This window comes from Lapillicoccus sp., from assembly GCF_025353065.1.
Classification (GTDB): Bacteria; Actinomycetota; Actinomycetes; order Actinomycetales; family Dermatophilaceae; genus Lapillicoccus.
Genome location: NZ_JANXRJ010000109.1, coordinates 1 through 21,581, shown reverse-complemented (window position 1 = coordinate 21,581; position 21,581 = coordinate 1). Strand labels below are relative to the sequence as shown.

At 68.1% G+C, this 21,581-nt stretch carries 22 protein-coding genes and 1 pseudogene; 17 read left to right on the top strand and 6 right to left on the bottom strand.

Annotated elements, in window-relative coordinates:
* Window positions 1-197: 197 nt before the first annotated feature.
* On the bottom strand, window positions 198-761 hold the full coding sequence (locus Q0R63_RS09035) for a TetR family transcriptional regulator (protein WP_295696535.1): 564 nt from the start codon (window positions 759-761) through the stop codon (window positions 198-200).
* Window positions 762-849: 88 nt separating this feature from the next.
* On the opposite strand from Q0R63_RS09035, the gene Q0R63_RS09030 reads away from it, so the two are divergent.
* The 3 genes from Q0R63_RS09030 to Q0R63_RS09020 all read left to right on the top strand — a co-directional run bounded on the left by Q0R63_RS09030 (window position 850) and on the right by Q0R63_RS09020 (window position 4,120).
* Complete coding sequence (locus Q0R63_RS09030; protein WP_295696533.1) at window positions 850-1,794, top strand: SDR family NAD(P)-dependent oxidoreductase; 945 nt, start codon at window positions 850-852, stop codon at window positions 1,792-1,794.
* 915 nt (window positions 1,795-2,709) lie between these two features.
* Complete coding sequence (locus tag Q0R63_RS09025) at window positions 2,710-3,069, top strand: hypothetical protein (RefSeq protein WP_295696530.1); 360 nt, start codon at window positions 2,710-2,712, stop codon at window positions 3,067-3,069.
* 268 nt (window positions 3,070-3,337) lie between these two features.
* Window positions 3,338-4,120 carry an alpha/beta fold hydrolase gene (locus Q0R63_RS09020; RefSeq protein ID WP_295696527.1) on the top strand — a complete coding sequence of 261 codons (783 nt, stop codon included), beginning with the start codon at window positions 3,338-3,340 and terminating at the stop codon, window positions 4,118-4,120.
* A 699-nt stretch (window positions 4,121-4,819) separates the two neighbouring features.
* Here the strand turns inward: Q0R63_RS09020 and Q0R63_RS09015 are convergent.
* Window positions 4,820-5,995 (bottom strand): ROK family transcriptional regulator, encoded by a 1,176-nt coding sequence (locus tag Q0R63_RS09015; RefSeq protein WP_295696537.1) that lies wholly within the window; start codon window positions 5,993-5,995, stop codon window positions 4,820-4,822.
* Between the two features lie 247 nt (window positions 5,996-6,242).
* Here Q0R63_RS09015 and Q0R63_RS09010 point away from each other — a divergent pair, with 247 nt between their 5' ends.
* The 14 genes from Q0R63_RS09010 (at window position 6,243) to Q0R63_RS08945 (ending at window position 18,406) form a co-directional block, all read left to right on the top strand.
* Window positions 6,243-7,136, top strand: coding sequence for a sugar phosphate isomerase/epimerase (locus Q0R63_RS09010; protein ID WP_295696525.1), 894 nt, complete (start codon window positions 6,243-6,245; stop codon window positions 7,134-7,136).
* Window positions 7,133-8,290, top strand: a complete 1,158-nt coding sequence (locus tag Q0R63_RS09005) for a substrate-binding domain-containing protein (RefSeq protein WP_295696523.1) — start codon at window positions 7,133-7,135, stop codon at window positions 8,288-8,290. The genes Q0R63_RS09010 and Q0R63_RS09005 overlap by 4 nt, the downstream gene beginning before the upstream one ends.
* A gap of 4 nt (window positions 8,291-8,294) precedes the next feature.
* Entirely contained in the window at window positions 8,295-9,836 is a 1,542-nt protein-coding gene (locus tag Q0R63_RS09000) for a sugar ABC transporter ATP-binding protein (protein ID WP_295696520.1), read from the top strand.
* 2 nt (window positions 9,837-9,838) lie between these two features.
* The gene (locus Q0R63_RS08995) at window positions 9,839-10,828 is read left to right on the top strand and encodes an ABC transporter permease (RefSeq protein WP_295696518.1); all 990 of its coding nucleotides are present in this window, start codon (window positions 9,839-9,841) and stop codon (window positions 10,826-10,828) included.
* 5 nt (window positions 10,829-10,833) lie between these two features.
* Complete coding sequence (locus Q0R63_RS08990; protein ID WP_295696516.1) at window positions 10,834-12,015, top strand: Gfo/Idh/MocA family oxidoreductase; 1,182 nt, start codon at window positions 10,834-10,836, stop codon at window positions 12,013-12,015.
* Entirely contained in the window at window positions 12,012-12,671 is a 660-nt protein-coding gene (locus tag Q0R63_RS08985) for a gluconate 2-dehydrogenase subunit 3 family protein (RefSeq protein ID WP_295696513.1), read from the top strand. Before Q0R63_RS08990 ends, Q0R63_RS08985 begins: the two co-directional genes overlap by 4 nt.
* Window positions 12,652-14,292: a GMC family oxidoreductase gene (locus Q0R63_RS08980; RefSeq protein ID WP_295696510.1), complete on the top strand. Its 1,641-nt coding sequence runs from the start codon at window positions 12,652-12,654 to the stop codon at window positions 14,290-14,292. The genes Q0R63_RS08985 and Q0R63_RS08980 overlap by 20 nt, the downstream gene beginning before the upstream one ends.
* 4 nt (window positions 14,293-14,296) lie before the next feature.
* The gene (locus tag Q0R63_RS08975) at window positions 14,297-15,304 is read left to right on the top strand and encodes a sugar phosphate isomerase/epimerase family protein (protein ID WP_295696508.1); all 1,008 of its coding nucleotides are present in this window, start codon (window positions 14,297-14,299) and stop codon (window positions 15,302-15,304) included.
* 88 nt (window positions 15,305-15,392) lie between these two features.
* Entirely contained in the window at window positions 15,393-15,659 is a 267-nt protein-coding gene (locus tag Q0R63_RS08970) for an ATP-binding protein (protein ID WP_295696506.1), read from the top strand.
* A gap of 107 nt (window positions 15,660-15,766) precedes the next feature.
* A complete protein-coding gene (locus Q0R63_RS08965; protein ID WP_295696504.1) occupies window positions 15,767-15,913 on the top strand; it encodes an ATP-binding protein in 147 nt (48 codons plus the stop codon).
* A complete protein-coding gene (locus Q0R63_RS08960) occupies window positions 15,906-16,331 on the top strand; it encodes a hypothetical protein (protein ID WP_295696502.1) in 426 nt (141 codons plus the stop codon). The genes Q0R63_RS08965 and Q0R63_RS08960 overlap by 8 nt, the downstream gene beginning before the upstream one ends.
* Before the next feature lie 72 nt (window positions 16,332-16,403).
* The gene (locus Q0R63_RS08955; RefSeq protein WP_295696499.1) at window positions 16,404-16,748 is read left to right on the top strand and encodes a hypothetical protein; all 345 of its coding nucleotides are present in this window, start codon (window positions 16,404-16,406) and stop codon (window positions 16,746-16,748) included.
* Window positions 16,749-17,144: 396 nt separating this feature from the next.
* Window positions 17,145-17,882, top strand: a complete 738-nt coding sequence (locus tag Q0R63_RS08950) for a hypothetical protein (protein ID WP_295696496.1) — start codon at window positions 17,145-17,147, stop codon at window positions 17,880-17,882.
* A complete protein-coding gene (locus Q0R63_RS08945; protein ID WP_295696494.1) occupies window positions 17,879-18,406 on the top strand; it encodes an SRPBCC family protein in 528 nt (175 codons plus the stop codon). The genes Q0R63_RS08950 and Q0R63_RS08945 overlap by 4 nt, the downstream gene beginning before the upstream one ends.
* 264 nt (window positions 18,407-18,670) lie before the next feature.
* Here Q0R63_RS08945 and Q0R63_RS08940 read toward each other — a convergent pair.
* The 4 genes and pseudogenes from Q0R63_RS08940 to Q0R63_RS08925 all read right to left on the bottom strand — a co-directional run.
* A pseudogene (locus Q0R63_RS08940) lies at window positions 18,671-19,006 on the bottom strand (integrase core domain-containing protein); the annotation flags it as partial.
* Window positions 19,007-19,023: 17 nt separating this feature from the next.
* Window positions 19,024-20,223, bottom strand: a complete 1,200-nt coding sequence (locus tag Q0R63_RS08935) for an IS110 family transposase (RefSeq protein ID WP_295696492.1) — start codon at window positions 20,221-20,223, stop codon at window positions 19,024-19,026.
* A 96-nt stretch (window positions 20,224-20,319) separates the two neighbouring features.
* Window positions 20,320-20,829 carry a DDE-type integrase/transposase/recombinase gene (locus Q0R63_RS08930; protein WP_295696489.1) on the bottom strand — a complete coding sequence of 170 codons (510 nt, stop codon included), beginning with the start codon at window positions 20,827-20,829 and terminating at the stop codon, window positions 20,320-20,322.
* Between the two features lie 239 nt (window positions 20,830-21,068).
* The gene (locus Q0R63_RS08925) at window positions 21,069-21,524 is read right to left on the bottom strand and encodes a hypothetical protein (RefSeq protein ID WP_295696487.1); all 456 of its coding nucleotides are present in this window, start codon (window positions 21,522-21,524) and stop codon (window positions 21,069-21,071) included.
* Window positions 21,525-21,581: the final 57 nt, after the last annotated feature.

Genomic DNA, 21,581 nt, shown 5'->3' with positions numbered 1-21,581 from the left:
TACCGCGTCAAGAAACCTGACGAACCGGCCAGCACCCGCCACCACAGCCCACCAACCATCCACCTGCACGCCATGACCACCCGAGCAGCATGATCAAAATAGGCTACGTGGCATTGCACCTACACCCTGATCTGTGACGAGCCCCTTTTCGCCGCAGATGAAATGCGTACTTCAGTGTCCTGGGGCTCGTGCCTGCGTCAGACGCCGTCCACGACACGCCGCGCAGCCTCGACCATTGCGGCACGATGGGTCGCGAGGCGCTCGGCGGAGTAGGGGTCGCCGCCCTCGGCAGCGAGCAGGTCGCGCGAGCTCGTAAGCCACGCGCCGGACAGGCCGACGACGAGCACAAGGAGGTCCATAGGGGGTAGGCCACTCGGGTGCGCTTCGCTCGCCATGGCCTCAAGCTTTCGCTCATAGAGCTCGGTGACGACGGGCCCGGCGGACGGCCGCTCGAGGTGGCGCCACATGCTCATCCGGAGTGCCTCGGGATGGTCAACGACATAGTCGAACATGCGCCCAGCGTAGTTCGGCAGGTCGTGCTCGGTAAGCGGAACGGCATCCGAGAGATCGCCGATGACGCGGTCCATCGCGGCCGCAAAAAGCTTCTCCTTGTTTCCGAAGTACACATAGATCGAGCTCTTGTTCGCGACAGCCGCCTCGGCGATGCGGTCGATGCGCGCGCCAGCCAGTCCGTGGGCGGAGAACTCCTCGACGGCGGCGGCCAGGATCCGCGCGCGCGTCGCCGGTGAGTCCTGGACCATAGCGCCGAGCCTACCCGGTGGTCCTGCGGCAGAACGTCTGCTACCTTGATATTACCAACTAGTTAGTTACCTTCCGAGTCAGGACCTCATGACCTCCACGTCGTCGTTCTCCGCCACCAGCACCGCCCTCGAGGTCGTCACCGGCGTCGACCTCACCGGCCGAGCCGCGATCGTCACGGGCGCCGCTTCCGGCATCGGCGTCGAGACCGCCAGAGCTCTCGCTGCGACTGGCGCCGCCGTCACGCTCGCCGTCCGCGACGTCGCCGCGGGAACGGTCGCGGCTGCCGACATCGTCGCCTCTACAGGCAACGACCGTGTCTATGTCGAGGCGCTCGACCTCGCGGACCTCGCCTCGGTCGCCGCGTTCGCCGCCCGATGGAGCGGCCCGCTCCATCTGCTCGTGAACAACGCCGGGGTGATGAACACGCCCCAGGGGAAGACCGCGCAAGGCTTCGAGCTTCAGTTCGGGATCAACCACCTCGGCCACTTCGCCCTCGCGCTCGGCCTGCACGACGCATTGACCGCCGATGGCGCGGCGCGCATCGTGTCGCTCTCCTCCAGCAGTCACGGCTCCTCACCTGTCGTCTTCGACGACCTCTTCTTCGAGCACCGCCCGTACGACCCGCGACTCGCCTACGGACAGTCCAAGACGGCGAACGCGCTCTTCGCGGTCGAGGCCACTCGCCGCTGGGCAGCTGACGGGATCACGGCGAACGCGGTCATGCCGGGCGTCAGCTGGACGAACCTGCAGCGTCACGCCGCTCCGGCGGAGCTCGCGCGCATGAAGCAGATGGCGCAAGACGCGGGGATGCAGGCCAAGACACCCGAGCAGGGCGCGGCTACTAGCGCACTGCTTGCCACTTCGCCCGAGCTCGAGGGCGTCGGCGGCCGGTACTTCGAGGACTGCCATCAGGCCGAAGTCGTCCCCGCGATCGTCGCCGGCATCCACGGCGTGCTGCCCTACGCGCTCGACCCAGAATCCGCGCGAAGACTCTGGGACATCTCCCTCACCCTGCTGGAGACGGCGCAGTAGGACGCACTTTCCTGGGGCCGTATCAGGGCCACCACGCCACAACGCACCTCACCGAGCCCCAGACCGCCGCCTTCGGGCTCCCCCACTCTGATGCGGCTCTTCATGGAGCAGGGGTGTAGGTGAGATGTAGGTGTGGTCTGGGGCCGCCGGACTGGAGGCCGCGACCGCCAGGTCCATAGCGCTGATCACGACAAACTAGGAGACGCCTGGAGGCCCCCTCCGCTCGGGGCCTACGCCCCAACGCCGCGACCCGCCCGGATAGGCTGCCTGGGGGTCGTCCGCGACTCTGGCACAGGCCACCAACACGTGTCCTCGCTGTCGAGCGACCCCGACTGGTCGAGCGTCTCTCTCCCGCCGACCTCGATGTCCGAGCAGGCCAGCCTGAAGTGGCCCCCGAGGACATCGACGCCGCGCCGCAGCCCCTCAACGCCATGCCCCGAAAGTCACGCGATGGAAGACGAAACGGCAGGCGCGGAGGTTGATCGGAGAGAAGATGTACTACCTGATCGTCCACATTGGAAAGCCGAGACGTTCAAGTTCTCCACCGACCCCGAGCTGGAGGCCAAGATCCGCGACGTCGTCGGGCTCTACCTCACATGGCCCCCGTCACGTACGCCACCCGCACCCTCCCACCCGCGGATCGTGTCCCGTCGCCGTTCCAGCAACTCCACGGACGGCAACATCGAGGTCGTCGTCTAGTTCAGGTAGCGCCCGACAGGCGGCGGAAGGACGCGGTAGGCATGGCGGGCCGCCTACGCGATTGCTTGATACGGCGAGAGGCCACGAGAGAAGATGAGGCGGTGACGTCCTCCGAGAATCCTGGATCGGCGAGGCCGTCCGTGCCCATGCCATCCTCGCTGACCCACTCTCAGCATCAGGACATCCAGGACCACCTCGCCGGCACCACCGCATTCGGTGGCTTACGCCTGCACGACGGGGGCCTCGCCGCCCTTCGCGACAATCCCCACCGACCCTGCGTCTCTCGATGCCATCGACTGGGCGCGCGAAATCTACCCCTTGACGGTCACCTGCCGGCAGTACACCAGGACACAACTGCAGACGGCCATCCGGCAACTCATCGCGTCCTCGACGAGGACAGGGACGTCGATCCTCCTCTACATCCTGGCCCCGCTGCCCTCCAGCGCGGGCCTCGAGATCCGCGCCGCCGAGGGAACCGTAGCCGCCTGCCCGCCCGACGGACCTAGCCTTCTTGCGCAACTGGACCCCTCCGTACCCGTCATCATCACCGAAGGGCCAGCGCCAGTACCCGCCTGAGCCAAGTGGTCACCCCCCACGACCTCACTTCCCCCCGGAGAACGCGGGCCTTGCTGCGGAGCGGGACGGCCCCTCTCGCGGCGGAAGTGGGCGGCCGCTTCGCGGCGATGTGACGCACCTCGTGACGACGGTGTGGCTTACGTGCGGCAAACACCCTGGGACGGGCCCGCCTGGCTCGGCCAGTCCGGTGGGCTGCGGCTGCACGCCCACCGTCCGCACAATGGGTGCGCTGACAACACCCGAAATCGGATGAGATACCGTCGAAAAAATGACACTCAATCACATTCGGCGTGGACGCGGCAGGCCGCTGTTGCTGGTGCACGGTCTGGGCGCAGGGTGGCGTTCGTGGGCCCCGATGATCGACGAACTTGCGGAGCATCGGGAGGTCATCGCTGTTGACCTTCCGGGGTTCGGCGAAACGCCACCACTGACCGGTGAGGTCTCGATCGCGACCCTGACGGACTCCGTCGTGGACTTCATCCACGAGCAGGGGCTGGACGGGGTGGCCACTGTCGGCCAGTCGATGGGCGGCCGCATGGTGCTCGAGCTCGCCCGGCGAGGGGTCGGCGGCGACACCGTGGCATTGGACCCAGGCGGTTTTTGGAGTGACCGCGAGGTCGCCGTCTTCGGTGCCACGCTGCGGCCATCGATCGTCCTGGTCCGTGCGTTGCGCAGCAGGTTGCCCTCACTGCTAGGCAGCCCGGTGGGACGGACGGTGCTGTTGGCCCAGTTGTCGGCGCGCCCCTGGTCGCTTTCGCGCGAGACCTGTCTGCCGGATGTGGCCGGCCTGGCCGACGCACCGTCGACGGGGGCTGCGCTGGACGCCCTGACCAAAGGACCCAAGCAACAGGGCGCCCTCGCGGGTACGGTGCCCGGCCGGGTCACGATCGGGTGGGGGCGGCGTGACCTGGTGACCTTGCCGAAACAGGCCGCACGTGCCACGGAGCTGTTCCCCGACGCGGTGCTGCACTGGTTCGAGCGGTGCGGTCATTTTCCGCAGTGGGACGCACCGCACGAAGCGACCCGACTGATCCTGGACAGCACCCACTGAGGTCGGCGCGCGCACCCACCAACCTCACCCGCCTCGGCGGAACCGGCCACACTGCACCAGATCTCGCGATCGCAACGACGCCCGCGACAACCCATGATCCAGCGGTTGGGTGCGCCGAAAAGCAGCGGTAGGAGACGGCCGCACTCGCGGCGAAGTGACTCACCGGCCCGACTGCATGTCGCTCGGCTACCTCGCCACCACGTCAGTCGCTCGGCCTCGCCAACGCGGGCACCCTGACTTTTCGAGGGTCGGAGCACGCGCTCCAAGCGCCCATCTGACGGGCTCAAACGCCGCGACGCGAGCTAGGGTTTGGATGCAAGGTCGGCAAGGCGAAAATCTTTTTCGCAGCGCTGCGGGCCCGACCGCTTTCAAGGAGGCTGTGGGCCATGCCGGTGGAGATGGGGATGTGGCGGATCGACGGGATACCCCGAAGCGTCTGAGCGCAGCAACGCTGCCGTCCGAGGCGACCCTGGAAACCTACCTTGAACGGGACCCCTCACTGCTCGGCGAGCGGCTGCTCGTCATTGGGCGCAAGGTGCCCTAATAGTCGCCCTGCAACGGCGCCGACCGGTGTGTCCACGCCCGGAAGGCAGCGTGGAGGACCGCCGACGATTCGCGGCGCTTCTGACGGATGCGGACGTCCTGCCGCACGGCTTTGCCCCGGCCTCGCAGAAACCGCGCCGTCGTGGCCCTATGTGCTTATGAGCGGAGCACGGTGAGGCCTTCTGGGGAGAGGACGTGCTCGATAGCACTGACCACGCCACCGACGACCCCGCAAACGGGGCCCAGCACGCTGTAGGAGAGGGTTAGGTTGCGGGTGGCCAGGGGTAGGGCGCGGCTGTACACGCCGCTGCGGACACCGGCCAGCATGTCGTCACTGGCTGCGGCGAGGGCGCCGCCGAGCACGATCCGTGCCGGGTTAAGGACGTTGACCAACGACGCAACGAGCTGGCCCAGCACAGTGGCCGCGTCCTTGACGAGCCGGGTCGTCTCAGTGTCGCCCTGGGCAATCCGGGCGACCAGCGCCTCGAGCTCAGCAGTGGTGAACTCGCCGGGAGGGGTGCCGAGATCGGCGTCTGGATCTCGCAGCGCCCGGATCATCGACGAGGCCGAGGCCACCGCCTCCAAACAGCCCCTGTTGCCGCATCGGCAGGCTACGTGGTCGCTGTCTGGAACTTGGATGTGGCCGATGTCGCCGGCCGCGCCGTCGGCTCCGTAGTGCAGGTCCCCGGCGGCGCCGATGATCCCGGACCCGATCCCGGTCGAGACCTTGATGAAAACCAGGGGGTACTGCGTCATGGGCAGGGCCCGGGCTTCACCGAGGGCCATCATGTTGACGTCGTTGTCGACCAGCGCAGGGCACCCGAACCGCTCACCGAGCACCTGCCCCACGGGGTAGCCGTCCCATCCCGGCATCAGTGGCGGCCGGACCGGCGTCCCGGTCGAGTGGTCGACCGGGCCGGGAAGCCCGACCGCCACCGTACGTACCTGGTGGGGGTCGGCGTCGATCTCGAGCAGCAGGTGCCGCCAGGCCTGCTCCAAGCCGGCAAGGACATCTTCGGGGCCGTCGGCGATCCGGATGGGATACGTCTGCTGGGCGAGCAACCGCTGCGTGAGGTCAGCGACGACAACGCGTGCGGTGTGCACGCTGAGATCGCCGACCAGGACCAGGCCCGCCTCCGGTGAGAGCCCCAGGCATCGGGCCGGCCGGCCGGGACCACTGGCAGCAGCAAGGCCCGCCTCCCGGATGAGGCCGGAGGCTTCCAGCCGGTCGAGGTGTACCCCGATCGTGGAGCGGGCCAGGCCGGTACGGTTTGCCAGCTCCGTGCGGCTCTGAACTGCACCCGAGGCGATCAGCCGGGCCAGTGAGCTCATCACCTGGGCTCCGTCGGTCCGTAGGAGTGGTGCGGGCACCGTCAGCCGCACGGGGGGCCACTGGCTGAGGGGAAGCGGCACTTTCGGCTCCAAATATGTCGAGAAACGCGTTATTCAGGCCCATTGTCCACCAGAACTGGCGTACCTACGCTCTCCCCAACGGTAGAGGCGTCGAAACCGACAGCAGCGTGCTGTCGGGGGTTTCATGAGGGCAGCAGTGTTGCTGCCGGAGGAAGGTTGGCCCGGCATGAAGCTTGGTTACCACTCGATCACCTGGGGTTCGGGCGTCGTCGGTGACGCGTCGGGGGTCACCTCGGTGAAGGACCTGTTCTACCGATCGCCCGGGTCCATGCCACAGGCGATCGCGGACATCGCAGCGGCCGGTTTCGCCGGGACGGAGATGTTCGACGGCAACCTCCTCGATGTCGCCGAGACACCGGAGGCCCTCATCGCCGTCCTGCAGGCGCACGAGGTCGAGCTGGTCAGCGTCTACGCCGGCGCCAACTTCATCTACCCCGACATCCTGGACGACGAGCTGCATCGCATCACCCGCGCCGCGCAGCTCGCCGTCACCTTCAATGCCAAGCGGCTCGTCGTCGGTGGCGGTGCCCGACGGGCGGCCGGCACGACCGCAGAGGACTACCTGAGACTGGGCGCAAGTCTCGACCGGGTCGTAGACATCGCCGAGGCTCACGGACTCGCGGCCAGCTATCACCCGCATCTCGGGACGATGGCGGAAAGCCCCGATCAGATCGAGCGCGTATTCGACCACAGCCGTATCGCGTTCTGCCCGGACACGGCCCACCTCGCCGCCGGCGGCGGCGACCCGGGCGCCCTCATCCGCACGTACGCCGACCGGGTGGCCCACATCCACCTCAAGGACCTGACCCGCACGCCCTTGGCCTTTCAACCGCTCGGCGCGGGAGAGCTCGACTTCGACGACATCTTCGCCGCCATCAACGAGATCGGTTACGACGACTGGCTGGTCGTCGAGCTCGACACCTTCGACGGCGACCCCAGGGCCGCCGCCGAAACGAGCAAGGCCTTTCTCGATTTCTCCCTCGCCCGGGACGACCTCACCGCCCCCGTGGCCCCCTCTCCACACCACAGCTCCTCGAGCCCTGCCCCGGAGGCATCATGAAGTATCGGTCATCACTGATCGCCGTGCCCACGCTCGCCCTGTTGGCCACCCTGGCAGGCTGCGCCTTTCCCGGTGGTAGTCAGACGCTGCCCAAGCCCACCTCGACCATCGCCGACGCGGCCTTGGCCAAGGTGGCCGGCCAGGTCCTCAGCAAGGGCCCGAACGGCGAGACCGCCTCACCGGCCAGCACGGCCGAGCTGACACCGGCCGAGGTCGACAAGGTCAAAGCCCTCAAGGCCAAGGCCGCCATCGTCATGCACACCGGTGGCGACGACTGGTCGCAGGCGCAGATCGCCGGTCTGCGTTCGGAATTCGCCAAGCTGGGCATCGAGGTCGTCGCCACCACCGACGCCAACTTCGACCCCAAGACACAGGTCAACAACCTGCAGACGGTGATGGCGAAGAAGCCCAACATCATCGTGTCGCTGCCGACCGATCCCGTCGCCACCGCCTCGGCGTACCGGGCCGCCGCCGCAGGTGGGGCAAAGCTGGTCTTCATGGACAACGTCCCGGCCGGCTTCAAGGCAGGTACGGACTACGTGTCCTGCGTCTCGGCGGACAACTACGGCAACGGTGTCATCTCTGCGCACCTGTTGGCCAAGGCCCTGGACGGCAAAGGGAAGATCGGCGTGATTTACCACGACGCCGACTTCTTCGTCACCAAGCAGCGGTACGACGGCTTCCGCACCACGATCCAGCAGGACTACCCGGGCATCCAGATCGTGGAGAGCAAGGGTGTCAGTGGCCCGGACTTCGCCACCCAGGCGCAGAACTCGGCGTCGGCCATCATGATCTCGCACCCTGACCTGGACGGCATCTGGGGTGTGTGGGACGTCCCGTCCGAGGGCATCCTCGCCGCCGCCCGGGCTGCCGGTCGGCTCGGCCTGCGGATCGCCACCGAGGACCTCGGAAAGATCGTGGCCATCAACATGGCCAAGAACACCATGATCGTCGGTCTCGGCGCCCAGGTGCCGTTCGACCAGGGGGTCACCGAGGCCCTGCTTGGTGCCGGATCCCTCATCGGCAAGACGGCCCCGCCCTACGTGGCGCTTCCTGCCTTGGCCGTCACGCACGAGAACGTGCTCCAGGCCTGGCAGCAGGTCTACCACCAGGCCCCCCCTGCCGACCTCAAGGACTCCTTCAATGCCAAGTGAACCCATGCCATCTGACCCCACGCCGACCGAGCCGATGCCATCAGCGCCCACGGGCCTGGCCGTCGAGATGCGCGGCATCTACAAGTCCTTCGACACGACATCGGTGCTTCGTGACGTGGGCTTCGAGGTCGCCAAAGGTGAGGTCCACGCCCTCGCCGGCGGCAACGGAGCCGGCAAATCAACGCTCATGAAGATCCTGCAGGGGGTCTACACCGCCGACCAGGGCGAGATCCTCATCGACGGGCAGCCGGTCACCCACTCCAGCATCTTCGAGGCCAAGGCTGCCGGGATCGGCATGGTGTTCCAGGAGTTCAGCCTCATCCCGACGCTGACCGTCGCCCAGAACATCTACCTCGGCCACGAGCCGCTGAGGGGCGGCCGCTTCATCAACGACCGTGAGGCGCGCCGGCTGGCCGGCGAGGTCTTCAAGATCATGGAGGTCGACATCGACCCGGGCGCGGTCCTCGGCGACCTGAGCACCGCCTACTGGCAGCTCACCGAGATCGCCAAGGCCCTGGCGCAGAACGCCCAGGTGCTCATCATGGACGAGCCGACCGCCAGTCTCGCCAAGCACGAGACGGAGTCGCTATTCCAGCTCGTGGAAAGGCTGAAGGCTCAGGGGATCTCCATCGTCTACATCTCGCACCGGATGGACGAGGTCTACCGGATCGCCGACCGCATCACCATCCTGCGAGACGGCCGGCGGCTGTTCACCAAGCGGCTGACCGAGGTGACGCCCGCCCAGATCGTCGAGGGGATCGTCGGCAAGGCGGTCGAGGGGGGGCTCGAGTACAAGAAGCGGGCCCGGGCGGACTCTCCGACGGCCCTGCTCGAGGTCCGCAACCTGCAGTCGGGGACCCGGGTCAACGACGTCAGCTTCACCCTCCATGAGGGGGAGATCCTCGGGCTGGCGGGACTGATGGGAAGCGGCCGCACAGAGCTGGCGCGCGTGCTCTTCGGGATCGACCCGCTCGACTCCGGCGAGGTGCTGGTCCGCGGCACGAAGGTCGACCTCAGCAGCCCCCGGGACGCCAGCGAGCACGGGATCGTCCTGGTGCCCGAGGACAGAAGACGTCAGGGACTCGTCCTCGACCACTCCGTCCGCGACAACCTGTTGCTGCCCGTGCTGGGCAAGCTGAAGCGAGGACCGTTCGTGTCCGATCGCGCCGGTCGCTCGCTGGCCGACCAGCTGATCGAACGGTTCCAGGTCAAGGTCGCCAACCCGGGCAGACCCGTGCGACTGCTGTCCGGTGGCAACCAGCAGAAGGTCGTCATTGCCAAGTGGCTCGGCACGGACCCCGACGTGCTGATCATGGACGAACCCACCGCCGGCGTCGACATCGGCACCAAATCCGAGATCCTCGAGACGATCCGCCGGCTCGCCGACACCGGGAAGGGCGTCATCGTCATCTCGTCCGAGCTGCCGGAGCTGCTCGCGGTCAGTGACCGCGTCCTGGTGCTGCGAGGCGGAGCCATCGACTCGCAGCTCGAACGCACCGACATCCCCAACGAAGAATCCCTCCAGCTCGCCGTCCAAGGAGTCTGATCATGACCAACCAGACCGCAACACCCCCCACCACCACTACCCACGCGGCGCCGCCACGATCCAACCCGCTCCAGGGGTTGGACTGGCGCCGATACGTCATCTACATCGGTTTCGTCGTGGTCTTCCTGATCTTCGCTGTCACCCTCGGCGGCCAGGGCTTCCTCACCGGCGGGAACCTCCTCAACATCGTCCGGCAGACAGCCACGGTGACGGTCATCGCGGTCGGCATGACCTTCGTCATCGCCGCCGCCCAGATCGACCTCAGCGTCGGCGCGACCGCAGGTCTGGCCAGCGTCGTCACCGCGATGACGATCGCGAACTACGGGGTGATCCTGGGGATCGTCGCGGGCCTGCTTACCGGGCTGGTGGTCGGCTCCATCAACGGTGGGCTCGTCGCGTTCCTCAAGATCCCGTCGTTCCTGGTCACCCTCGGCATGCTCGGCATCGCCGCCGGCGTGGCGCAGTGGATTACGGCCTCGGCACCGCAGCCGATCCTGTCCGACGCCTACAACAAGGTGTTCGGCTCCGGTGACCTCGGCCCGATCCCCGGCCTGGTCGTCTGGATGGTCATCAGCGTCGTCGTCGGTGCGGTCGTCCTGGCCAAAACCCGCTTCGGACGGCAGGTGCTGGCCACCGGCGGAAACCCTGACGCGGCGAGGTTCACCGGCGTCAACACCCGCTCGATCACCTTCCGCGTCCTGCTCATCTCGGCGCTGCTCGCCTCGCTCGCGGGCATGCTGTACGCCGGTCAGCTGCAGTCCGGCCGCTACCAGTGGGGCACCGGCGACGAGCTCTCCGCGATCGCTGCGGTGATTCTCGGTGGCACCAGCCTGTTCGGCGGCAGCGGCACCGTCGTGGGGACCGTGTTCGGCGCGCTGCTCATCGGGCTGATTAACAACGGGCTGATCCTCGCGGGGCTGGACACGAGCCAGCAGCAAGTGGTCCGCGGGGCGATCATCATCCTCGCGGTCGCACTGGCCCGTCGGAAGTAGCAGCCGTGGATCCCATCCGGTCCGGCATCATTGGGACGGGGTTCATCGGCGGCGTGCATGCCGCCGCCGTCCGGGCCTCCGGCGGTGTCGTCCAGGCGGTCGCGTCGTCGTCCCTCTCCGAGGCGGCCGACGCGGCGACGGCGTGGCGCGCCGGGCACGCCGCCGCGTCCGGCTTGGAGCTGATTGCCCGCGACGACGTCGACGTCGTGCACATCTGCACCCCCAACGCGACGCACGCCGAGCTCGCGCAGGCGGCCATCCGCGCAGGTAAAGCCGTCATCTGCGAGAAGCCCCTCGCCGTTGACCCGCAGAGCGCTGCAGACCTGGTCACCGCCGCGGCCGCGGCGGGCGTCGTCACTGCGGTGCCGTTCGTCTACCGCTTCTACCCGGCGGTCCGGGAGGCCCGCGAGCGGATCCGCCGCGGCGACGCCGGACGGTTGTGGCTCCTGCACGGCTCCTACCTGCAGGACTGGCTGTCTGGTGGCGACGTCGTCAACTGGCGGGTCGACCCCGCGTTGGGCGGCGCCTCCCGCGCCTTCGGGGACATCGGCGTCCACTGGTGCGACCTCATGGAGTTCGTCACGGGTCACCGGATCACCCGTCTCATCGCCACCTGGTCCACCGCCGTCCCTGAGCGGCCGGTGCGCGACGGCGGCGACACCACCCCGGCATCCGTCACGACCGAGGACGGGGCGCTCGTCCTGTTCGAGACCGACCGAGGGGCAACGGGATCGGTGGTGGTGAGCCAAGTGTCCCTCGGTCGCAAGAACCGGCTGTGGTTTTCCTTCGATGGGCTCGACGCCGCCTACGTCTTCGACCAGCAGCTTCCGGACAGCCTCTGGGTCGGCGGGGTCCGCGAGAGCCGGGTCATCCCGCGGGGCCCGGACACGATGCCCGGCGATGCCGCGGCATACTCCCGGCTGCCGGCTGGCCACCCCCAGGGCTACCAGGACGCCTTCACCTCGTTCGTCTCCGACGTCTACACCGCGGTCGCCGGAAGAGCCGCACCCGACGGCCTCCCCAGCTTCGACGACGGGCTGCGGGCCACCCGGATCACCGCCGCCGTCGTCGACTCCGTCCGGACCGGACAGTGGGTGGACGTCGCCGCAGACGTCCGCCTGACGGACAGCACCGGACCCCGACCGCACCAGCAGGCAGCCACCAGAGAGAGGATCACCACTCGATGAGCACGTTCTTCGATCCGCACCAGCACGACACCCTCGCTGCGGCGATGGCCCGTATCATCCCCACCACCGACACACCCGGGGCCACCGAGGCGGGCGCCATCGACTTCCTCGAGAGCTACCTCGCGGGCATCGACCGCATCTATGCCAAGCCGGACGGCAGCGGCTTCGAGGCGCTGACCGGCCGGCGTGCGGACGCGTGGCGGCGACGCGTCGAGATCCTGCGGTCGACCTACGTCGAGGGCATCGTCGACCTCGATCGGCGCAGCGCCGACGCGTACGGCGCCGCGTTCGTCGATCTGGACGCCAAGCAGCAGGACCGCGTCCTGACGGCGATCGAGCGACCGGGAGAAAGCACCGCCCTCAACACTGCGCAGTCGGTCAGCGGCTACGCCCCCGTGGAGCCCGCGTTGCAACAGGCCAGCGTCGAGATCTCCCTGAGCTTCCTCGCCCTCCTGGCGCTGCATACGCGGCAGGGCTTCTACGCCGACCCCATCTACGGCGGCAACCGCGACCGCATGGGCTGGAAGGCGATCGGCTTCCCGGGGCCCAGCTCCCTGGCCGAGGTGCACACCGGTCGCTACACCGTCATCGAGTACTTCGCCGACGGCAGTCACGAGCAGGAGATGGAGGTCACCCGTGAGCGCGCCAAAGCCTGACCGGACAGACGTCTGCATCATCGGAGCAGGGGCCTCCGGTGCCGCGGCCGCCAAGGTGCTGACCGAGCGTGGGTTCTCCGTCGTAGCCCTCGAACGCGGTCCGTGGCGCACCAAGGAGACCTTCGGCGGTGACGAGCTGGCGAACGTCAACCGCTACAACCTCTGGCCCGACCCGTTGCTGAACCCGCGGACCTACCGCGAAGGCGCCGACCAGGAGCCCGTCGTCCAGATGTTCTGCCCGGTGCCTCAGATGGTCGGCGGTGGGACCGTCCACTGGCAGGGCTGGCTGCCCCGGTTCACCCCCGAGGACTTCCGGCTGCACTCCGTGGTCGGTGACCTGGAGGGCACCTCGCTCGTCGACTGGCCTATCACCTACGACGAGCTGGAGCCGTACTACACCAAGGTCGAGTGGGCGTTCGGAGTGTCCGGCCTCGCCGGCGCCAACGCCTACGAGGGACCGAGGAGCAAGGGGTACCCGTGCCCGCCGCTTCCGCTGTCGCGATACGCCCAGAAGTTTCACCAAGGCACGAGGGCGCTCGGCTGGAACGCGTTCCCGACCCCTCAGGCCGCCCTCTCGCGGCCCTACAACGGGCGACCCGCCACGGTCATCAGCGCCTTCGCGCAGCAGCACGGCGACCCGACCGGTACCCGCTCCAGCGCCCTCAACGTATTCGTGCCCGATGCCCTCGCGACCGGGCGCTACGACCTACGACCGGAGAGCTACGTCCGCGAGCTCACCGTCGACGCGTCGGGCCGGATCAGCGCCGCCGTCTACCAGAACGAGGCGGGTGAGACCTTCGTGCAGGAGGCCGACGTCTTCGTCCTCGCCTGCGGCGCCGTGGAGACGGCGCGCCTGATGCTGCTGTCCACGTCCGCGCGTTTCCCGCACGGGCTGGCCAACGGAAGCGACATGCTCGGGCGGAACGTGACGTTCCACGAGTACAGCTCCGCCATCGGTCTCTTCGACGACCCGATCTACGCGTGGGCCGGTGGCGGCTACGTCAGCGCCAGCTCGATGCAGTTCTACAATCACGACGAGTCTCGCGGCTTCGCCAGCGGCGGCCACATCGCCTGCGCGGGCGTCGGGATCCCGCTGCCGATCAACTGGGGGTTGCCGGACCGGCCGCTCTGGGGACCGGAGGCGAAATCGATGGACGAGCAGTTCTTCAACCACAGCATGGCGGTGTCGATGGTGGTGCACGACATGCCGCAGCTGTCGAACCGCGTCGAGCTCGACCAGGACGTCGTCGACGCGTGGGAGCTGCCCGTGGCCCGGATCACCCTGAAACCACATCAGAACGATCTGGCGATGGGCCGCTTCCTCGTCGACCGGGACGCCGACATCCTCCAGGCCGCCGGCGCGCAGAAGATCTACAAGGTCTATCCGGACAAGGTCACCGGGAACTGCTCCCACCAGCACGGCACCGCCCGGATGGGCGACGACCCCGGCACCTCCGTGCTCGACCGCAACTGCCGGGCCCACGAGGTCGACAACCTGTTCATCGTCGACGGTGCGCCGTTCCCCACCGCCACCGGCGCCAACCCCACACTGACCATCATGGCCAACGCGTGGCGGGTCGCCGAGCACATCGCCGACACCCGCGGCCAGAAGAGGGGATGAACCGATGACGCGTCCGGTCACCCTGTTCACCGGCCAGTGGGCCGACCTCCCCTTCGAGGAGGTGGCCCGGCTGGCCGCAGGATGGGGGTACGACGGCCTGGAGATCGCCTGCAGCGGCGACCACCTCGACCCGGCCCGCGGAGCCGTCGACGACGACTACATCCGTGGCAAGAAGGAAACGCTGGAACGGCACGGGCTGCAGGTCTTCGCGATCAGCGCGCACCTCCAGGGCCAGGCCGTGTGCGACGACCCCATCGACCAGCGGCACCGGGGCATCCTCGCCCCGAGCGTGTGGGGGGACGGTGACCCCGAGGGAGTACGACGGCGGGCCGCAGACGCGGTGAAGGACGCTGCCCGGACCGCTGCCCGGCTCGGCGTGCAGACGGTCGTCGGGTTCACCGGGTCAGCGATCTGGAAGTACATCGCGATGTTCCCGCCGGCATCGGCCGACATGGTGGACGCCGGCTACCGGGACTTCGCCGCCCGGTGGAACCCCATCCTCGACGTCTTCGACGACCTCGGAGTGCGCTTCGCCCACGAGGTCCACCCCTCCGAGATCGCCTACGACCACCACTCGACCGTCCGCGCCCTGGAAGCGATCGGGCACCGCAAGGCGTTCGGAATCAACTGGGACCCCTCGCACATGGTCTGGCAGAACATCGACCCGGTGCAGTTCATGTGGGACTTCCAGGACCGGATCTACCACGTCGACTGCAAGGACACCAAAGTCCGACCCCGCGACGGCCGCCGCGGCGTCCTCGGCTCACACTTACCATGGGGCGACCACCGTCGCGGATGGGACTTCGTCTCCACCGGCCGTGGTGACGTCGACTGGGAGGACTGTTTCCGCATGCTGAACACCATCCAGTACGACGGGCCCATCTCCATCGAATGGGAGGACGCCGGCATGGACCGCCTCCGAGGCGCACCCGAAGCCCTCGCCTACGTTCGGTCTCAGTTGTTGGACCCACCAACCGCGTCCTTCGACAGCGCCTTCTCCGCCACGAACTGAGCCGGACACGCCCCAAGCGTCGTCGCGTCCGTGTGCTGGGCCGCGATGGCGGTAAACGAGATCTGGGCTATCCCGGTCGCCGCGTGGGGTGCTCCCCGTTTGCATCCAATTACGCCTTCTGACGCCGACCCCGGCCACCCTGGACGACTTCGACTATGACGCCGCTACCGGGGTCGACCCGCACCTGATCGCGGACCTCGCCACCGGGCGCTACCTGGAATCCGCAACGAACGTGCTGATGATCGGCCCGCCCGGCGTCGGCAAGACCCACCTCGCCGTCGGCCTGGCCCGCAAAGCCGCCGAGGACGGTTACCGCACCTACGTGACCACCGCCCACCCCACACCTCAAACCTGACCGCCCGCTGCCACCGCGCCGCGATCGAGGGACGCTGGGCCACCACCATGCGGTTCTTCGCCGGCCCCACCCTCCTCGTGATCAGCCACCAGCATGAGCTCGGATAATTGCCGTTGCCCGCCGAGGGCGCCTCCGCCCTGCTCGACCGCCTCCTACACCGCTCCGTCGTCCTCGACATCGGCGGCGACTCCTACCGCCTACGCGACCACCACGCCCGCACCCACACCCTGCAGGCGGCAGCCCACCATGGCTGACACCCCGACCACACCGAGAACCCCGCGCGACGACGACGCCGCGACGACAGCATCAGCAGCCCCGGCACCCAGGACGGACCCGAACCAGCTGCTCTGCCCGGTCTGCTGGACCCCCTTCACCAAGGTCGGCCGACAGCGCTACTGCACCGAGAGCTGCCGCAAGACTGCCTGGACCCGCCGCCACACCAGCGCGGCAGTCATCACCGAACCCGTTGTCCCCCAGGCCATCCGACGACGGGACGTCACGATCTACGCCTGCCCCGCCTGCGACACCCGCTACCACGGCCAGCAGTGGCGCCCCGACTGCAACCAGCCCTGCACCCGCGTCGGCCTCGGCGGCACCTGCCCCCACTGCGACGAACCCGTCGCGATCACCGACCTCATCAACACCCCACCACCACCTGATCCGCTAACCTGACCAACGCCACAGGGTGGGGAATTTCGATGAGCAACCCTGGGGACTTTCGATGAGCGGCATCACCTCGCCCGCATGCAGTCCCAGTGGAAACTCTCCCGCGGCCTCGGCATCGCCAACCTCCTCATCGTCCACCGTCTTTCCGACTTGGACGCCGTCGGCGACGTCGGCTCCGAAGCGCGAGCCCTGGCCCGCGGCCTGCTCGCCGACTGCTCCACCAAGATCATCTACCAACAGGAGACCAGCGAAGCCCCCGCCACCGCCGCCGCCCTCGGCCTGTCCACCGCCGAACGAGACCAGCTTCCCGATCTGCAACGAGGAGACGGGCTCTGGCGCGTCGGGCAACGCACCTTCGTCGTCAGACACACATCGACCAAGATCGAAGAAACCCTGTTTGACACCGACGCCCGAATGAGCTGAGTAGTGGCCCCTGCCATCGCGATGCTTGCTCTTGAGGGTGCTGTGAGAGGTTTCACTCGAACGATCAAGGGGTGCCCCGACCCCATCAATCCGGACACACTCACGGTTTGGGAGGCAACACGTCAACGTGACTCCCCCCAACACGGCAGCAACTCAAAAACGCCCCTTACGCGGCGGAGTGGCGCAGCAGCGATTGCTGCCGTCGCACGAAGACCTGCGCCTTCCTGCTCGGGGTGAACTCCCGAGTCGCCTCGAGCGACTGTCCCCGCATTCGCGGGGGAGGACGGCCTACGACCACGACAGAAGCTGTAGAGCCCGCCGACAGTCAGTGTCCGCATTGGTGTCCCATACGGGACGAACCGCGGCCGCATGCGGATCCTTAACTAGGGTGGAGGAATGGACGCCGACATCAACTTCTACTTTGACCCTGTCTGCCCCTTCGCCTGGATGACCAGCAAGTGGGTGCGGCAGGTGCAGTCCCACCGTGACTACACCGTGGACTGGCGGTTCATCTCGTTGCGCCTGATCAACGCCGAGGTCGACTACGACGCGCACTTCCCCCCCGAGTACGAAGCCGGGCACACCGCCGGGCTGCGGCTCCTGCGGGTGGCCGCCCGGGCACGTGCCGAGCACGGACGCGAGGCGATGGCACCGTTGTACGCCGCGTTCGGGGCCCACATCTTCGACACCGCCCCCGGTTCCGATGACCGGCGGACCGAGGGTGAGGTGCGTGAGCTCCGCGGGACGCGTGAGTTCGCGGAGCCGATCCTCGCCGAGGCGGGTCTGCCGCTCGAGCTGGCGGACGCACTAGGCGACGAGTCGTGGGACCTCGAGATCCGGGCGGAGACCGACGAGGCACTCTCGCTGACGGGTAAGGACGTGGGCACGCCCATCATCCACTTCGAGCCACCCACCGGTGTGGCTTTCTTCGGGCCGGTGATCAGCCGGCTGCCACCCGAGGACTCGGCCGCCGAGCTGTGGGACCACGTGGTCGGACTGGCCCGCTTCCCGGGTTTCGCCGAGCTCAAGCGCAGCCTGCGCGAGCAGCCACAGCTAGCCGCCCTCGGAGGTGACGTCGACACGGTCGGAAAGCAGGAGGATTGGCACAGCGGCAGCCGACGGCAAAAGAAGTGACCCCCGCAGAGGGGGGAAGCACGAGGGAGACCAGCGTCCGCAGTCACCAGGAGTCCGTCACGGTCGAGGCGTCGGCCGAGAAACTCTACGACCTGGTCTCCGACATCACCCGCACCGGCGAGTGGAGCCCAGTCTGTCGGTCGTGCTGGTGGGACGACGAGGTCGAGGCCGGTCAGGTCGGTGCCTGGTTCACCGGCCACAACGAGCTCCCGCACCGAACCTGGGAGACCCGGTCGGAGGTCGTGGCAGCCGAGCGTGGTCGCGAGTTCGCCTGGGTGGTGGGTGGCAGCTTCGTCCGCTGGGGGTTCACCCTCGCCCCAGTCGAGACGGGAACGGCGCTCACCGAGTCCTGGAAGTTCCTGCCAGGCGGGATCGCCATGTTCGAGGACAAGTTCGGCGACAACGCGCGCGTTCAGATCGCCGACCGCACGCAGCAGGCCCTCGAAGGCATACCAAAGACCCTCCGGGCGATTAAGCGAATCGCCGAGTCCTCCACCAACGCAAGTGAAGCGGCCGGATCATGACCGGGCTGCTCAGTGAGGTCGACCTGCCCGCGCCGATCGGCGACCGGTAGTTCGAGGACTACGTGCCCGGATCCGTGTTCGAGTTCCGTTACGCGACTCTCAGCGGGCTCGTTGATCCGTTCGAAGTGCTCGGGGGACTCGTGATCCCTGCGGTCGCGGATGGCCGTCAGCAGGATTGTCAGGGTCGTGAGCCGCTGCTGTCCGTCCACCACGAGGAACTCCTGCACACCCGGTAGTTGTCAAGTCAAGTGAGACGTTGCCAGCCTATTTTGTTGGGGTCTTGATCCGCCGGGTGGCGGGGTCGTTGATGGTGACGCGCTCGGGCAGCGGGGGTGCCTGGGGCCGTCCCCGGGGGAACCTCTCGGGGTGTGCGGCGTAGGCCGCGTTCAGGGTGACCTGCCGTGCGGCCCGGACCGCGTCAGCGGTGCCGTAGTGCACGCTCGCAGGGGTGTGTAGCCCGATCCCCGAATGCCGGTGCTCGTGGTTGTACCACTGGGTGAAAGCGTTCATCCACGCGCGGGCGCCACCGATCGTGGTGAACCGGGACGGGTAGTCCGGCAGGTACTTCATCGTCTTGAACTGCGACTCCGAGAACGGGTTGATGCTCCTATGTTGTGTCAAGCCGCGGGGGCGAGGTTTTTGCGGGGGTCGGCGGACTGGTCTTGAACGGGTGTGATGGGTAGGGCGCGGTAGACCTGGCGGGCGAGATAGCGCTTGAGGCAGCGCATGATTTCGGGTTTGGTCTTGCCTTCGGCGGTGCGTCGAGCGACGTAAACCTGGGTGGGCTCGTGCCAGTGCATACGGGTGACGACGGCGCGGTGCAGCGCGGCGTTGGCCTGCCGGTTACCGCCTCGGTTGAGGCGGTAGCGGGTGATTTTGCCGGAGGAGGCTGGGACCGGGTTGGTGCCGCACAGGGCGGCGAACGCGGCTTCGCTGTGGAGCCGGTGGGCGTTGTCGCCGGCCGCGAGCAGGAGCGCTGCGGCGGTGTCAGGTCCCACGCCGGTCAGCTGCAGGAGCGCCGGCGCGGCCGCGGCTGTGAGGGTGGCCAGTTGCTCGTGCAGTTGCCGAGCCTCGGATTGGAGGGTGAGGGCGCGCCGGGCCAGCATCCGCAGGGCGTACTTGGCGGCAGTCAGCGGTGTGGTGGGTTGCCCGGGACGCAGCCCAGCGCAGCGTTCCAGCAACGCGACCCGTCCGAGTCCGCTGAGGGACTCGCGTAGCTCGGCTGGTGCGGTGACCAGGACGGCCTTGAGCTGGTTGATGGTCTGGGTTCGGGCCTTGACGGCGGAGTCGCGGGTGAGTTTGAGGATCCGGATGACCTCGACCTGGTCGTCGCCGGCTTTGGGGGCGGCGGTGGCGGTGCCGGCGAGGACGGCCCGGGCGGCCGATTCGGCGTCGATGGGGTCGGACTTGCCCTTGCGGTGCCTGGTGGCCCGGTCCGGCCGGTTGACCTCAATGACGTGGATGCCGTGGTGACGCAGGTGCCGGGTGAGCCCGGCGCCGTAGGAGCCAGTTCCCTCCACCCCGAAGGCATCGATGTGGCCGAGCCCGGCGGCCCAGTGGTGGAGCTGGTCATACCCGATGGTTGTGGTCGGTATTTGGAGTTCGCCGAGTCGGCGGCCCAGGGCGTCAAGCGCGACGGCGACGTGGACGTCTTTGTGGGTGTCGACGCCGACCGTGACGATGTTGACGATCGTGACGGTGACATTGGGGTCGGTGGCGGGCATGCTGGTGATGGCCTTCTCCTCGCTGGCAGGCGGGTATGGGTCACCGCCGGTCGGGCGGGCGGACACGACTGCGACGAGGCCCTGGAGGGCCACGCTCCTATGAGGTCACTGCCCGCCAGGCCGGTGGTCTGGTCGTCGCCACCGGTGCGGACCGGCAGATCAACCCGAAGGCACCCGAGGGGCCGGTCGTTACAAGGGCCAGGCCCGACCGGTGGCGACATGTCCATACTCGCAGTCGTTACTGGTCCGTGGCCGGTTATGGGACCGACGCACGTCGAGGTCGACCAGGAGCGACGCTAACGCCTTCGACGTCATCGCCGCCCCACCGTCCGCGTGGAGGTATCCCGGTGAGGTGCCCTGCTCGGTCACGATGTCCGTTACGAGGTCCGCGGCAAGGTCACCGTCCTCGACGGCCTCGATCCGCCACCCCACGACGTACCGGGAGAAGATGTCGAGCACGACGTACGCGTGGAACCACACCCCGGGGGCCGGGCCCCGCAGCTTCGTGATGTCCAGCCACAAGCACGACCAGACCTCGTTTGGTTCCGTCGCGACCAGCTCGGGGATGGTCCGCGGGGGGTGGGTGGCCTGCCGGCGACGGTCCCCGGTCAGCTGCAAGCCGGCGAGGATCCGGTACATCGTGCGGGCCGAGCACCAGTACCGGCCCTCGTCGAGCTCACACGCCCAGACCTGAGTCACAGACATATCCGCGTACGCCTCGCCGGTCAGCACCGCCAGAACCTGGTCCCGCTCAGCCGGACCCAGCTGCGCCGGGTGCTGCGCACGACGTCGTGGCCCCAGCAGCGGCGGTGCTGGGTGAGCCTGACGGTGATGCGTGGCCCGGGACCGCCCGACCAACCGGCACGCCGTGCCCACCCCGACCAGCGGGGTCAACTCGTCCACCGTTTCTGTCTGCCACCCCGCATACGCGGCCCGGCTCATCGCGCGTTCCTCGATGACAGAGCTTCCAAGAACGCGACTCCTTTTCCCAGCACCTCCAACGCGTCGTCCCGCTTCGCGATCACCGCGTCCTTCTGGTCAAGCTGGGCCGTCAGCGAGGCGTTCTCCCGCTCCAACACCGCGATTCGCGCCTGCTCCGGCGACCGGGCCCGGGTCGTTCCCTTCGGCCGGCCCCGCTTGACCGGGTGCTCGAGCGTCCCGGCCGCTGCCGCGGCCCGCCACTCCTGGATGTGGGAGTCATACAACCGCTCCCGCCGCAAGATCATCCCCTTCCGCCCATGCGGCGCACGGTCGTACTCCTCGACCATCGCTCGCTTGTACTCCACCGTGAACGACCGCCGCTTCGACCAGCCCTCCCGCGGCCCGACCGCGTTTTCGACCGGCGACTCATCGCCCGAACTACCCACCGCACCAACCGGGGCACTGTGACCCATCGATCCTCCTCAAGCTCGAGCCCTAGCCTCATTACAGACTGAGTACTCGCGTCTCAA